Origin of the sequence: Halobacillus sp. A1-3, from assembly GCF_050971765.1 — a bacterium.
Classification (GTDB): Bacteria; Bacillota; Bacilli; order Bacillales; family Halobacillaceae; genus Halobacillus; species Halobacillus mangrovi_B.
In genome coordinates this window covers 39,514-52,868 of the sequence record NZ_JBPCEO010000012.1, presented here as the reverse complement: position 1 = coordinate 52,868, position 13,355 = coordinate 39,514, and the positions used below count along the sequence as shown (strand labels likewise).

15 protein-coding genes are annotated in these 13,355 nt (G+C 40.0%); 12 read left to right on the top strand and 3 right to left on the bottom strand.

Annotation, left to right across the window (positions count from 1 at the left end; all coding sequences use genetic code 11):
• Positions 1–10: 10 nt before the first annotated feature.
• Positions 11–835 (top strand): S1C family serine protease, encoded by an 825-nt coding sequence (locus ACRYKC_RS18545; RefSeq protein WP_433809093.1) that lies wholly within the window; start codon positions 11–13, stop codon positions 833–835.
• A gap of 51 nt (positions 836–886) precedes the next feature.
• Here the strand turns inward: ACRYKC_RS18545 and ACRYKC_RS18540 are convergent, their stop codons facing one another.
• On the bottom strand, positions 887–1,486 hold the full coding sequence (locus ACRYKC_RS18540) for a flavodoxin family protein (RefSeq protein WP_433809091.1): 600 nt from the start codon (positions 1,484–1,486) through the stop codon (positions 887–889).
• Between the two features lie 404 nt (positions 1,487–1,890).
• Here ACRYKC_RS18540 and sigI point away from each other — a divergent pair, with 404 nt between their 5' ends.
• From sigI to ACRYKC_RS18520, 4 genes are all read left to right on the top strand, one after another.
• On the top strand, positions 1,891–2,628 hold the full coding sequence (gene sigI, locus ACRYKC_RS18535) for an RNA polymerase sigma-I factor (protein WP_433809089.1): 738 nt from the start codon (positions 1,891–1,893) through the stop codon (positions 2,626–2,628).
• On the top strand, positions 2,625–3,845 hold the full coding sequence (locus tag ACRYKC_RS18530) for an anti-sigma factor domain-containing protein (protein WP_433809087.1): 1,221 nt from the start codon (positions 2,625–2,627) through the stop codon (positions 3,843–3,845). The genes sigI and ACRYKC_RS18530 overlap by 4 nt, the downstream gene beginning before the upstream one ends.
• Before the next feature lie 84 nt (positions 3,846–3,929).
• Complete coding sequence (locus tag ACRYKC_RS18525; protein WP_433809085.1) at positions 3,930–4,328, top strand: DUF1499 domain-containing protein; 399 nt, start codon at positions 3,930–3,932, stop codon at positions 4,326–4,328.
• Positions 4,325–5,746, top strand: a complete 1,422-nt coding sequence (locus ACRYKC_RS18520; RefSeq protein ID WP_433809083.1) for a dihydrolipoyl dehydrogenase family protein — start codon at positions 4,325–4,327, stop codon at positions 5,744–5,746. Before ACRYKC_RS18525 ends, ACRYKC_RS18520 begins: the two co-directional genes overlap by 4 nt.
• 35 nt (positions 5,747–5,781) lie before the next feature.
• Here the strand turns inward: ACRYKC_RS18520 and ACRYKC_RS18515 are convergent, their stop codons facing one another.
• Complete coding sequence (locus ACRYKC_RS18515) at positions 5,782–6,393, bottom strand: TetR/AcrR family transcriptional regulator (RefSeq protein WP_433809081.1); 612 nt, start codon at positions 6,391–6,393, stop codon at positions 5,782–5,784.
• 158 nt (positions 6,394–6,551) lie between these two features.
• Between ACRYKC_RS18515 and ACRYKC_RS18510 the strand changes: the two genes are divergently transcribed.
• Positions 6,552–8,114 carry a GNAT family N-acetyltransferase gene (locus tag ACRYKC_RS18510; protein WP_433809079.1) on the top strand — a complete coding sequence of 521 codons (1,563 nt, stop codon included), beginning with the start codon at positions 6,552–6,554 and terminating at the stop codon, positions 8,112–8,114.
• Positions 8,115–8,129: 15 nt separating this feature from the next.
• Positions 8,130–8,852, top strand: a complete 723-nt coding sequence (locus ACRYKC_RS18505; RefSeq protein WP_433809077.1) for an SDR family oxidoreductase — start codon at positions 8,130–8,132, stop codon at positions 8,850–8,852.
• 60 nt (positions 8,853–8,912) lie between these two features.
• On the opposite strand, the gene ACRYKC_RS18500 is transcribed toward ACRYKC_RS18505, so the two are convergent.
• Positions 8,913–9,149, bottom strand: coding sequence for a YhdB family protein (locus tag ACRYKC_RS18500; protein WP_433809075.1), 237 nt, complete (start codon positions 9,147–9,149; stop codon positions 8,913–8,915).
• 184 nt (positions 9,150–9,333) lie between these two features.
• Here ACRYKC_RS18500 and ACRYKC_RS18495 point away from each other — a divergent pair, with 184 nt between their 5' ends.
• The 5 genes from ACRYKC_RS18495 to ACRYKC_RS18475 all read left to right on the top strand — a co-directional run bounded on the left by ACRYKC_RS18495 (position 9,334) and on the right by ACRYKC_RS18475 (position 13,354).
• A complete protein-coding gene (locus tag ACRYKC_RS18495; RefSeq protein ID WP_433809073.1) occupies positions 9,334–9,801 on the top strand; it encodes a hypothetical protein in 468 nt (155 codons plus the stop codon).
• Between the two features lie 110 nt (positions 9,802–9,911).
• Complete coding sequence (locus ACRYKC_RS18490; RefSeq protein ID WP_433809071.1) at positions 9,912–10,451, top strand: YhcN/YlaJ family sporulation lipoprotein; 540 nt, start codon at positions 9,912–9,914, stop codon at positions 10,449–10,451.
• Positions 10,452–10,667: 216 nt separating this feature from the next.
• Entirely contained in the window at positions 10,668–11,162 is a 495-nt protein-coding gene (locus ACRYKC_RS18485; protein WP_433809069.1) for a GNAT family N-acetyltransferase, read from the top strand.
• 94 nt (positions 11,163–11,256) lie between these two features.
• Positions 11,257–12,669: a SpoVR family protein gene (locus tag ACRYKC_RS18480; RefSeq protein ID WP_433809067.1), complete on the top strand. Its 1,413-nt coding sequence runs from the start codon at positions 11,257–11,259 to the stop codon at positions 12,667–12,669.
• A gap of 139 nt (positions 12,670–12,808) precedes the next feature.
• Entirely contained in the window at positions 12,809–13,354 is a 546-nt protein-coding gene (locus tag ACRYKC_RS18475; RefSeq protein WP_433809065.1) for a hypothetical protein, read from the top strand.
• Position 13,355 lies beyond the last annotated feature (1 nt).

The following is a 13,355-nucleotide window of genomic DNA, read 5'->3' as shown; positions in this document are numbered from 1 at the left end:
GGGACAGCTCTTGGATGATCGCGATGATTACAAGAAAGACATCATAGATGATGATCTCTATGAAGAATTTGATGATGAAGAGTTATACGACTTAGTTCAGGAAGAAAAGCGGAAGGCGTGGGAAAGAGACCGTCTTGAAAGGGAAGAACAGAGGAGAACTAAGCGTCCCTTTCCAAAATGGATTTTCTGGGTAATTGCTATCATGATGATCATCAACATTGTAGCTGTCTTGCCTAATACTTTCTCGATACCTGCTCTAGACTTTTTAAAAACCTCAGCAGCTTTATCGACGAATGAACAAGTGCAAGACTATAAAAAATCAGTCGTCGTCGTAGAAGCTGGTCAAAGTAAAGGAACAGGCTTTGCCATAAAAGATGATGGGACGATTTTAACCAACCACCATGTTATTGAAGGAGCAAAAAGGATTTCTGTAGCATTTCCAGACAAAGGATTGTTTCAAGCTGATGTTGTCGCTGAATACCCTGAAGTAGACCTGGCCGTATTAGATGCAGAGGGAGACGGTTTTCCTCACTTGGAACTGGCAGAACAGACGAATTTTGAAGAAGAGGAGCATGTGTATTTCATAGGGAATCCTTTGAAGTTTACAGGAATTGCTAATCAGGGGAATATCCTTGGTTACAAAAATTTGGATGACTGGAATCAGCCTGTTCTTATGCTTGATGCTCCTATTTACAGAGGTAATTCAGGAAGTCCGGTTATTAATGACGGTGGAAAGGTTATAGCTGTTGTGTTTGCTACCTTGTATGAGGATGTTGAGGGCCGGGTAGGGCTTGCTGTTCCAATCGATTATTTTTATCAACAACAATCCCGATAAATCATTAAAAAAAGGTACGGAAGAAAAACTCTTCCGTACTTTTTTCTATTTTTATTCCTCTAATTCCAATACCGGAATAGGGTTGAAGTCTAAGAGTTCAGCAAAATAAATCAGGTTATAGGTCATACGATTTACCTCTTTTTCAACACATGCCCATTCGCGGGCCGTTGCATCTTCAAAATGCTTGGTACATATAGCACTGGCATGCGGGGGGAGCGTAAAACCAAGCATCGATAAACGATAATGGATCGATTGGGCCGCTAATGGTGCACCTCCATCTCCTTCATCCGAGACAATAGCGCCACCGACTTTATTATAGAAAATCCCTTGTCCTTTCCGGTTTTTCATATGACGATACCCTTGAAGTCTTTCTAAAATTAATGTGGCAATACTTGTTTTATCTCCCATCGCAATCGGAGTAGCGAAGAGGACGATATCTGCCTCCAGAATTTTTTCAAAGATGAATGGCCAATCATCTTCCCCATCAAGTTTGGGTGTGATCCCGAAGTTTATATGAAAATCTCTTAAATGAATCCTCTCAACGTCAATTTCTTCGCTTTGAAAGAGGTGTGCGGAATGATGGAGGAGCTTTTCAGTATCTGTAGATTTGTTGCCTTTTTCTAAACTGCAGTTCAATAGGACAGCTTTCAACGTTAATCCTCCTTTTCCGGTTCTTGTATCCATACATAAGGTTTTTCCCAAGAAAGAGACCGATAAACCTACCTTTACGCGAATAAAAGATCAAGACTTTAGACTTATGAGTATGCAAATTCTACGGTTAATGGCTTCCTTTAACCATCAATAATGACTAATGACCTATTTTTTGAAATGTTTATTTAATAAAATGTAACCCTCATGTGGTAGACCATTCTCTCTATATTCAGTAAAATAGTCATGCTCGATACAATACCTGACATCCTTTACCTTTTAAGGAACAACGACTTTCAGATGGATTGGTTGATACATTTTTGTAACACAAATGAAACATTCTTTTGAAAGACACCCACAAATCGCAGAAATCATGCGAAATCTTTAATGGCTGGAGGTGATAGAGGTTGATCAGACGACTGTTTAAGAAAGACGACACCTCCCTGGATGATCAAGTGCAATCAGCTAAAAACGGGGACGACGAAGCAAGAAATGAAATACTAAAACAGTATCAACCTTTCATCGCCAAAAGTGTATCTGAAGTATGTAAACGATATATCGATCCATCTAAAGATGATGAGTTTAGTATAGGATTGCTTGCTTTTAATGAAGCAATTCAGGCCTATTCCTGTGATAAAGGAAGCTCTTTTCTATCTTTTGCACGATTGGTCATAAAGCGCAAAGTAATTGACCATATTCGAAATGAACAAAAGAGACCTGATGTCACTTCCCTTGATGAAGAATACTATGACGAAGAGCAAATGGAGAATCCTTCCGAAGTAGCTGCAGCCAAGGACCGTCACCAGTTAGAGACGGAAGCCTGGTACAGGCGTGAAGAAATCTTGGAGTTTCAAGAGCAGCTTAAGAAGTACAAACTTACATTCGAAGATTTAATTGATTCTTCACCTAAACATAGAGATGCACGAGAATCAGCTGTGCAAGTTGCTAGAATGGTGTACGAGGACAGCTCTCTACGTGAAAAAGTCATCACCAAGGGCCGGTTACCGATCAAAGATCTTATTGATCGAGTTGAAGTGAGTAAAAAAACACTTGAACGTAATCGGAAATTCATTATCGCACTCGTTCTCATCTTTGATGGAGATTACGAATATCTAAAAGACTACCTGAAAGGGGTGGGTGTGTGAGAAAAGGTATTGTCATGGAGCAGAAAAAAGAGTACACCATCGTCATGACGCACGATGGCCGGTTTCACCGAGCAAGACGGCTTCAACATGCAGAAGTTGGCATGGAAGTTCACTTTCAGGCATTGCAGGAAAAACAAACGGTGTTTCAATGGACGCAAATCATCGATAGGAGTAGGAGTCATTTCAAAGTAGTGATTATTACACTCGCACTCTTATTGGCTTTTTTTCCGATGTACTCATGGTATGGAAGCAATCAGGCGTATGCCTATGTAAATATTGATATTAATCCAAGTGTTGAATTGAAATTGAATGATAAGATGCAAGTGCTGGATATATCTCCGAAGAATGAACAGGCTGAAGAAGTTTTAGCGAATCTGAACGATTGGAAGAAACGTGATGCTTCAGAAGTCGCCTACGATATGATTAACTTAAGCAGAGAAAAGGGATATGTGAATTCTGATAACAGGGTTTTAATAGGTATCAGCTATATCCAGTCTAATCAGGTTGATGAATACTCAAAGCAAATGGAGCAGTTTTTAGCTGAACGTTCCACAGGGATGACTATTGCCACCTTCCTTGTGCCAGAAAAGATTCGTCAGAAAGCAAATGAATCCGATCAATCTGTCAATGCTATTATGGCTGAGAGAATAGATAGTCGAAGTGCTTCCAGTACGGAAGAGAATGTTTCAGAGGTTTCAATTACTGTGGAAGATGATGATAAAGAAATTATACAATCCTTTTATAAGAAGACATCACCGTCATCGGACGAAGTAGAAGATTCGATTAAAGACGATCCGATAGGACCAAAGGCATCCAATTCATTGGATAATCAGAAGCATTCAGACGATCAGCATTCTCAACCCAAAGAAAAAGCAAATCCTGGGAAAGGAAATGAAACAGCCCCGGGTCAGCTTAAAAAACAAGAGAGCTCTCCTGATCAGAAGAGCACTGCATCTCAAAGTAAATCCGAAAATACTTCTAAAGACAAGTCTGAGACCAGATCAAAATCTCAAGAAGAAAATCCGGGAAAAGACGAACAAAAAAAGAAATCCACCATTGAAAAAAAAACTGACAAATCAAAATCGAAGAATAAAGTCAAAAATGAATCAAGCATTAGCCAAAAGAGTGAAAAAGCAAAAAATAAAGATAAAGAACAGAAAAAGCAAGGCAGTAAAGATAAAAAAGATAAAGGCAACAAAAATGAAAAAAGTAAGTAATGGCACACTCCCGCATATCGGGAGTGTTTTTTGTTGAAATTAAAGGGAACAGAAGGGTAGTGTGAAATTAAGGAGGGAATCAATATGTCCAAATCATACCACGGAGTCAAAAACGGCCAGTTAGCTGAGTGCCCAGACTCGCCAAATTGCGTATCTAGTCAAACCAAAAAAACTGATAAACAAATGCAACCTTTACCCTTCACAGGAGATCTTGCTGAGACGAGAACACGACTAAAACAAATACTTAACGATATGGATCGCACCTCTATTGAAATGGAGACAGATACGTACATTCATGCGGTAGTAACAACCAAATTGCTAAGATTCAAAGATGATATTGAATTTTACTTAGATGAACAAGAGGCTCTCGTACATTTTCGATCGGCATCGAGAGTCGGTTATTCCGATCTAGGTGTGAACAGAAAACGGATGGAGAATATCGCGGAAAATTATCAGCGGATAAACGAGGAGGAGAAAGCTTGAATTTTGACTATCAGATAGCGGTGATTGGAGGCGGGTCTGGCGGCCTGACAGTTGCAGCCGGTGCTGCAAGTTTTGGTGCCTCTGTAGCGCTTATTGAGCGAAAGGCCGAACTAGGAGGGGATTGCCTGCATTATGGGTGCATGCCTTCTAAAGCACTCATTCAATCTGCAAAAGAAGTCTATGAAGCTGCTCGCTATTCTTCTTTTTCTTCAGAAGAATATGACAGGCTCTTCAGGCAAGTCATGGAGAGAGTTGCTGAAGCTGTGCAAGACGTTCAAGAGCATGATTCAAAAGACCGGTTTGTTGAATTAGGTATTGATTTGTATGAAGCGGAGGCTGCTTTTAAAGATGAGCACACGCTTCTTGTTGGAGAGGAAACAATCACAGCTAAGCGTTTTGTCATTGCGACAGGATCTTCACCTGTCGTTCCTCCGATCAACGGCTTAGATACGGTAGATTATTTAACGAATGAAACCATATTCTCACTAAAGGAACGGCCTCAATCGTTAGCTGTAGTCGGAGGCGGCATTATTGGTATAGAATTATCCCAGGCGATGGCACGTTTAGGGATAGAAGTTACTGTCATCGAAGGTGGGGATGAAATCCTTTCTAAAGAAGACCGGGAGATTGCCAGCACAGCCCACGATCTTTTGTCACAAGAACTAAATGTCCTTACAAGGGCAAAGGTTGACAGGGTGGAAAAGAAATTAGACGGACTCACCGTATATTACACGAAGGACGGTGCAGAGGGCTCCATTGAAGCAGAACGGATTCTTGTTGCTGCTGGACGAAATGCAAACATCGATTCCTTAGATCTTAAGAATGCAGGAGTAAAGGTAAGCCGAGGTTCTATTGATGTGGACACCGCTCTTCGTACCACTTGCAGTCATATTTATGCCGTTGGTGACTGTAACGGCTCGATGCCTTTCACCCATGTAGCAGGTATGGAAGGGAAAGTTGCTGTCTCGAATGCTGTTCTAGGTCTCTCAAGAAAAGTTTCCTACGCGAAAGTCCCGTGGGTTGTTTATACCTCCCCAGAGATCTATCACTTAGGGCTAACAGAAGCAGAAGCCCAGGAAAAGTATGGAGATCAATTATTAACCTTTAAGACAATGCTTCGGAATAATGACCGTTTTATGGCTGAATGTCATAAAGAGGGGCTTGTTAAGGTGATGACAAACCAAAGAGGGAAAATTGTTGGTGCACACGCCATTGGAGAGGGCGCGGGAGAATGGATGCAAGAAGTAGGAACATTACAGGCGTTAAATAAAAAATTTCAGTCTTTATCCAACATTGTTCACCCATACCCGGCGAGAAACAATGTGGTTTCTCAAACGGCAGACTTGTACTGGCGAGAAAAGCTGTTCGACAGTCCACTGAATAAAGCGATTAGCTGGTATGTCCAAACATTCCGGTAACAGGAAAGAGCTGTCCATATTTAAGGGGCAGCTCTTTATTCATCATGAATCTTTTTTTGTTGATCACCCATTAAACCATAGAAGAATAAGTGTGTGATTTCTTCACTGAATTCAGCTGGGGATTCTTTCATCATAGGGATGTTCGATTGCATGGCTTGATAATACATTTCCACATAAAACATAATAGTTTGAAAAGATAGTTCAGGGTGAATGTATCCCTGTTTTTTTCCTTGATCAATCAATTCCATCAGGAGAGGCACGGTATCTTCTTCAGAAAATTTTCTGATGAATTCCTTAATATGGGGCTGATCAGCCATCACTGCTTGAATGAAGTCAGGACTAATATGAAGAGCACTTTCTTTTTTTCCTTGAATGACAGTGCTGATTTTATCCTTGAAATTCAATTCTTCGTCATGGACGATTTCTTTGAAATAGTCAAACTTTTCATAGACGAATTTTTTTACTGTTTCGAATAGGAGTTGATCTTTTCCTCCAAAATAATTGTAAATTGTAACTTGTGATACTTGAGCTTTTTGTGCAATTTCCTGAATACTTACCTTTTGAACACCGTATTGAGAAAACAGATCAAAAGCAGCGTTTAATATATTCGATTTTTTACGTTCTTTTCGTTTTTCAAAACCATTCATAGGCTACACCTCTTCACGTTCATATTACATTGAATTATGAAGTATATCAATTCATACATTTCATTTCTATAAAATGAGCAAGTTCCAACTAGACAGATGGTTTTGCCATTAAGTACGATAAGGGTAGAGGGAGAACCTTAACAAGAGAGGGGATTTTCATGTCCAAGCTTGATTTGACGCAATATGAAAAGAAAATTATCGTTCGTAATATGCAAGAAAAAGACATAGAACAAATCTTTGAACTTCAAGAAGCATGCTTTCCGAATATGGAACCATGGAAAAGGAGTCATTTAGAAAGTCATCTGAATATTTTTCCTGAAGGACAGTTCGTTGTGGAATATGAAGGAAAAATCATCGGCAGCTGCTCCAGCCTTATTGTCAATTTTGATGAATATGATGATAAGCATACGTGGGATGACATCACAGATGAAGGTTATATTACAAACCATGATCCAGATGGGTACAATTTGTATGGAATTGAGGTTATGGTCCATCCGGAATATCGCGGAATGAAAATTGGACGTCGATTATATGAAGCTAGAAAAGAGCTGGCGATGACCCTGAATTTAAAGAGCATTATCATTGGTGGCAGAATTCCTAATTATCATAAATACGAAAAGGAGATGTCTCCGAGAGAATACGTAGAAGAAGTGAGAAATCAAAATATTTATGATCCTGTATTGACTTTTCAAATTATGAATGGGTTCACAGTAATGAGGATCAATCCCAATTACTTGCCGGATGATGAAAAATCTTCTAAATATGCTACCCTGATGGAATGGAATAATATTGATTATCGGGCTCGAACGAAACGATACTTCAAAACAAGTAACCCTGTGAGAATCATGGTGATACAATACATGATGAAGAACATTGACTCCTTTGAAGAATTTGCTAAGCAGTGTGAGTATTATGTAGACGTTGCAGCAGACTATGGCTCTGATTTTGCTGTATTTCCTGAGATATTTACGACTCAGCTGATGTCCTTCTTAGATGAAAAAGTCCCTTCGACAGCGGTAAGGCGTTTATCTGAGTACACAGAAGATTACATTGAAATGTTTACTCATTTGGCTGTAAAATACAATGTCAATATCATTGGCGGATCTCACTTTGTGGAAGAAGATGAACAAATATATAATATTTCTTATTTATTCCGCAGAGACGGTACCATTGAAAAGCAGTATAAGATCCACGTCACTCCAAATGAACGCACGTGGTGGGGGATACAGCCAGGAGATGCGGTGAAGGTTTTTGATACAGATTGTGGGAAAATAGCGATCCAGATCTGTTACGATATTCAATTTCCTGAGCTTGCCCGCTATGCAGTGGATCAGGGAGCCAACATCATTTTTGTACCCTTCTGTACAGATGACCGGCAAGGGTACTTGAGGGTTCGCTATTGTGCGCAGGCTCGAGCTGTAGAGAATCAAGTGTACACGGTTATAGCAGGCACAGTTGGAAACTTAACTCAAGTTGAAAATATGGATATTCAATATGCCCAATCTGGAATTTTTACTCCATCAGATTTTGAATTCGCAAGAGATGGGATCATAGGAGAATGTAATCCAAACGTAGAAACCGTCGTTGTAGGAGATGTAGATTTAGAGATCTTGCGCCGTCAAAGAAAATCAGGAACCGTCCGCCAGCTTCGTGACCGCAGACGCGATTTGTTTGAAGTTAGTTATAAAGTGGATACCCAAATTAAGCGAGAACGAACGTAGAAGGAGAGAGATATCGTGTTAAAGGATCAAGTTGCAGTAATCACTGGAGCATCCAGAGGAATTGGTAAGGAAATTGCAAGTCAGCTTGCTCAAGAAGGTGTGCGATTAGCTTTGTTGGGAAGTTCGGATGATATTCATCATACAAAAGAAGAGTTAGAAGGAAAGGGATTATCTAACATCTTATCCTTTACGGCTGACGTAAGTAACGAAAACGATATTGACCACGTCATACAAGCAACAAAAAATGCATTCGGAAGAGTAGATATCCTGATCAATAATGCGGGTGTAGGTCAATTCAAACCAGTAGAAAAATTAACCGTAGAAGAATGGCAAAAAACTTTTGAAATAAACGTTCAAGGCGTGTTTCTGGCAAGTAAAGCCGTACTGCCAATGATGAAAAAACAGCAATTTGGAACGATAGTGACTGTCGCTTCTGATGTTTCCCGCTACACCATTCCTGAAGGTTCGCTCTATACGGCAACTAAATATGCTGTTCAAGGATTTATGGGTTCTTTAGCTCAGGAAGTCAGAGAACATGGCATCAGAGTCGGAACTGTTAATCCAGGGATGGTGGACACCTATTTTGCTAATGGCACACAAGGGGATCCGGAAAAAGCAGACTGGCTGAAAGTTCAGGATATTGCAGAAGCAGTTGTTTATATGGTACAAGCGCCAAAACATATGGTGATCGATGAATTACACATTCACCCACTCATCCAGCAATATCCACGTATTTGATTGAGCAAAAAACTCCACCTCAGGTCATCCAATTTATGGAAAACTCTGAGGTGGCTGTTTTTAATACATATATATGGTGGAGTGGGATGTAGCTTGGGCATGGTCTAGATAATTCAACAAATTCTCATGCGACTTAAGCATTTCACTTTCCGTTCCGGGGTAATAGCATGCGTGCAAAAAGGTCTCGATTTTTTTTGATAAAAAATGATCCCGTGTACGTACCATTAGAACGAGTAAGTCGTCCCATTGACCCCAGATCATAAAGTGTAAAGCTTTATCGTAATCATGATGATTCATGGGTCACACATCCTTTAGCAAGGAGTGTTTTTATTATGACCGAAGCGGTCTTCCATAAGTCAGGAAGTTCGTCACAGTTAGGGAAAATACGACTGCATTTGATCAAATTTTCCCAAAACAGACATAATTTTGTTATGATAATAGAGAACGTTTTGCAGGATAGGAAGTGAAGGGAGATTCAGTGATGACCGAGAAACAATTACTTTATGTCAATTTGGGCGGGGTCATTGCTTTCAGTTTGTTTATGCTTTTAAGCTTCGCAACGGCTGAAACGGACACGACCCATAGGGTAATGATTGTGATCAGTGAGATATTAGGCGGGTTGACATTAATTAGTGCAATTATTTCCCTCTCATACATAAAAAGTGAGCAAAGATTTGTACCTATATCCATCATTGCATTTTTAGTCGCCTGGTTGATCTACGCCATCGGGTATGAAATCGGGATTGATGGAACAACAAAATTTAGCTGGATTTGGTTCATTAGTCTGTATATTATTTTATTTGCTGGTTTTTACATAATAAGGATTTGTTACAAAAAGGTCCTGGGTTATTATAAACTGCTTCCACCTTTTTTATTGTTTTTAAATGGTATGCTTTTTGTATTTCTACTTTTTATTCATATTTGGTGGCAGCTACCATTCAGTGGTTAAAGTCTTCCTCAGGGAAGGCTTTTTTATTATGTTTTTTTGGAATCCATCCCCTTCGCATATTTACATTCGAGCGACACATACTACAAATAAGCTTCTTAGGAGGGATACCAATGAAGTTAAAAGCATTCGCAATTGGTTTAGTAGCTGCTTCCTCTCTGGTTGCCTGTCAAGCAGAACAGGAAACAGGTACTGGCCAGGATAACTATGAGGGTGTACAAAACACTCGTTTTGAGCGTGCTGCTGACAATATGTATGAAGAAGGCAATCGTGTTAACCAATACGACAATGACCGTGGTATGGTTCACAACACAAATTATGATGTTGCAGAAAGAGCAGCAGATAAAGTTGCCAGAGATGTTAAGGGAATCGAAAGAGCATACGTTCTTAAAACCCGTGACAATGCCTATGTTGCAGCCGTTTTAGATGATAACAGAGATACGACAGATCTTTCCGATAAAAAGGAAAATGAAATAACCAAGGCGGTTAAAGCTACAGATCAGGACATCAATAACGTGTATGTTTCAACAAACCCTGATTTTGTTGATTTAACAAACAATTATGTCAACGATGTTCAAAATGGAGATCCTGTCCGTGGGTTCTTCCAGGAATTTGGTCAAATGGTTGACCGTATCTTCCCAGAAGCCCGATAAAAAACATCACCAGGTTCCCTTATTAGGGGAGCCTGGTGTTATAGAGTACCATTGTGAACCACTTTTGTGCGACTCCTCCCCCTTCTACATATGATTTTATCGTCTCATAACTTTCTCATTATTATTTAAGCAAAATTCACTGAAGAGCGAAAGTGTCTCGCACGCTCTTCTTTTTGCTATACAATAGGAATAACTGAATAGAGGGAAGCAATGTCAATGATTTCTATTGTACAACCAGAGGAGGCAAGCGCCTTTGTTTCTTTATCCAATCAATTGGAGAAGGAATCTGATTTTCTTTTGTACGAGGCTGGTGAAAGGGGGATGTCTATAGAGAAAGCACGGTCTTTTATTAAGTCGCTAGGAAAACAAGAAAATTCCGTGCTTTTTGCTGCGAGAGATCATAATAAATTGATCGGATATGTGATGTGCATCGGGGGCACTGCAAAACGAAACCGTCATTTCGCAAGAGTTGTTACAGGAGTTTTGGCTGGTTATCAGGGGATGGGGTGGGGCAGTCAATTGTTTGAAAAAGTAGACGGCTGGGCCATTGATCATCATATACATAGACTTGAATTGACCGCCATGGTTCATAATGCGCGTGCACTTAAACTGTATAAAAAAGTAGGTTTTCAGGTGGAAGGAATAAAAAAACATTCTTTGCTTGTAAATGGCAAATGGGTGGACGAGTACCTAATGGCGAAACTATTCTAGCATGATTTGATATGGGGACATGTCATCTATCTTTCATTTTCCTTGTGATGCCTTCATATAGTTAAGATAAGCGAAATTCAAGGAGGGGGCATCTTTGAAACCAGAAGATAACAAAAAGCTCGAATATGCGATAAGAGAGATTACGGACATCGCAAAAGGGTTTGGGCTTGATTTTTACCCAATGCGATACGAAGTCTGTCCTGATGATATTATTTATACGTTTGGTGCTTACGGAATGCCGACGCGTTTTTCCCATTGGAGCTTCGGAAAACAATATTATAAAATGAAAATTCAATACGATCTTGGCCTGAGTAAGATATATGAGTTGGTCATCAACTCGAATCCTTGTTATGCTTTTTTGTTAAATTCGAACAGCCTGATTCAGAATAAATTGATTGTTGCTCATGTGTTGGCTCACTGTGACTTTTTTAAAAATAATGCCCGTTTTCAAAATACAAAACGAGATATGGTAGAAAGTATGGCCGCAACAGCCGAGCGAATCGCCGCTTATGAAAAGCTTTATGGTAAAGAAGAAGTGGAGTCTTTCCTTGATGCTGTCCTTGCCATTCAAGAACATATCGATCCTTCGCTCGTGCGGCCAAAGTTAAGCTGGTCCATTGATGATGATGAAGAAAGTGGAGAGCAGCGTATATACACTCCATATGATGATCTATGGAAAATGGATGAGTCCTCTTCGGAAGATCGCCCAGCATTTAAGAAAAAGCGGAAGTTCCCTCCTCGGCCTGAGAAGGATTTACTACTGTTCATTGAGCAGTACAGCAGGGAACTCGATGACTGGCAGCGCGACATTTTAACGATGATGCGAGAGGAGATGCTTTATTTCTGGCCTCAGCTTGAAACGAAAATCATGAATGAAGGCTGGGCGTCTTACTGGCATGCAAGAATCCTAAGAGAAATGGATCTGACGAGTGACGAAGCTGTAGAATTTGCAAAACTCAATGCAAGCGTCGTTCAGCCTTCAAAAACTCAATTGAACCCCTATTACCTGGGGCTGAAAATTTTTGAGGATATTGAAGACAGATACGACAACCCATCCGATGAAATGAGAAAGCACGGAGTAGAACCTGGTTCAGGTAGGGAAAAGATTTTTGAAGTACGTGAAATTGAGTCGGATCAAAGCTTCATTCGCAATTATTTAACTAAAGAGCTTGTTCGAAGAGAAGACTTATATTTATTTCAAAAGCAAGGGCAAAAATATAAGATTACAGATAAGGACCATGAAGCGGTTCGTGATCAGCTTGTGACCATGAGGGTAAATGGAGGTTTTCCATACATTACCGTCCAGGATGGCGATTATGTGAAAAGCGGAGAAATTTATTTGAAACACCATTTTGAAGATGTCGAACTTGATATCGGGTACTTGGAAAAAGTACTTCCATATATTTATCAATTGTGGGGCCGCCCTGTTCACATAGAAACCAGAGTCGAAAATCGAGAAGTTGTTTTCAGTTTTGGCGGGAAGAAAGTACAAAAGAAATATTTATAAAAAAGTGCACCTTTCGAACTCCTGTGGAGAGAACTCGAGAGGTGCCTCTTTTTGTATGAAAAAGGCGATGAGATAGCGTTATGTAAAGCTTTAGGTTTGATATAATGAAGACAGGATTTAATAGAATGGAGGGGGCAAATTGAGGTGGACGCGTTTAGCCATTATTGGATTTGTAGCCGTTCTCGCTGCTGTATTTTTCTTTTATTTAGATAATCGTACTTTTAATCGCTTGACGGACGAACATCAGTATCCAATGCTGGAAGAGCCGAAAAGTCACCCTGTCTCCCTCACCTCAAGCTCTACCAAAATCCCCGAATCTGGGATTCATATGACTAAGTTATATACCATGCAGAACAATAAAAACCTATTCCTCGGCATCTGGTACAGAGATGGTAATGATCTCATGAATGCAAATGGAGATGAGTGGAAGCGGACTGACGGGGAGGTTCAGCTTCTGGTCAAAGCCGTTGATGAAAACGGGACGACGTTTAATGGAGAAACAAAAAAAGCAGTACGTGGAACATTTTCTACCTTCCAATACATTCACTTCAACAAGTTTAATCTCAGTGAAGAATCAAAGAAGCTCGATCTTTATTTTTACCCGGTTACTACTGACGGTGAAAAAGAACAACCTGCAGATCATCCCTGGTTTGAAGTAAGCGTCCCTGTTTCCTCTTTCGAGTAAG

Excerpts from the sequence above, each read along its gene's own strand:
- ACRYKC_RS18525 (WP_433809085.1), top strand. The coding sequence starts at position 3,930 with ATGTCCAAATCATACCACGGAGTCAAAAACGGCCAGTTAGCTGAGTGC.
- ACRYKC_RS18515 (WP_433809081.1), bottom strand. The coding sequence starts at position 6,393 with ATGAATGGTTTTGAAAAACGAAAAGAACGTAAAAAATCGAATATATTA.
- ACRYKC_RS18510 (WP_433809079.1), top strand. The coding sequence starts at position 6,552 with ATGTCCAAGCTTGATTTGACGCAATATGAAAAGAAAATTATCGTTCGT.
- ACRYKC_RS18500 (WP_433809075.1), bottom strand. The coding sequence starts at position 9,149 with ATGAATCATCATGATTACGATAAAGCTTTACACTTTATGATCTGGGGT.
- ACRYKC_RS18495 (WP_433809073.1), top strand. The coding sequence starts at position 9,334 with ATGACCGAGAAACAATTACTTTATGTCAATTTGGGCGGGGTCATTGCT.
- ACRYKC_RS18490 (WP_433809071.1), top strand. The coding sequence starts at position 9,912 with ATGAAGTTAAAAGCATTCGCAATTGGTTTAGTAGCTGCTTCCTCTCTG.
- ACRYKC_RS18485 (WP_433809069.1), top strand. The coding sequence starts at position 10,668 with ATGATTTCTATTGTACAACCAGAGGAGGCAAGCGCCTTTGTTTCTTTA.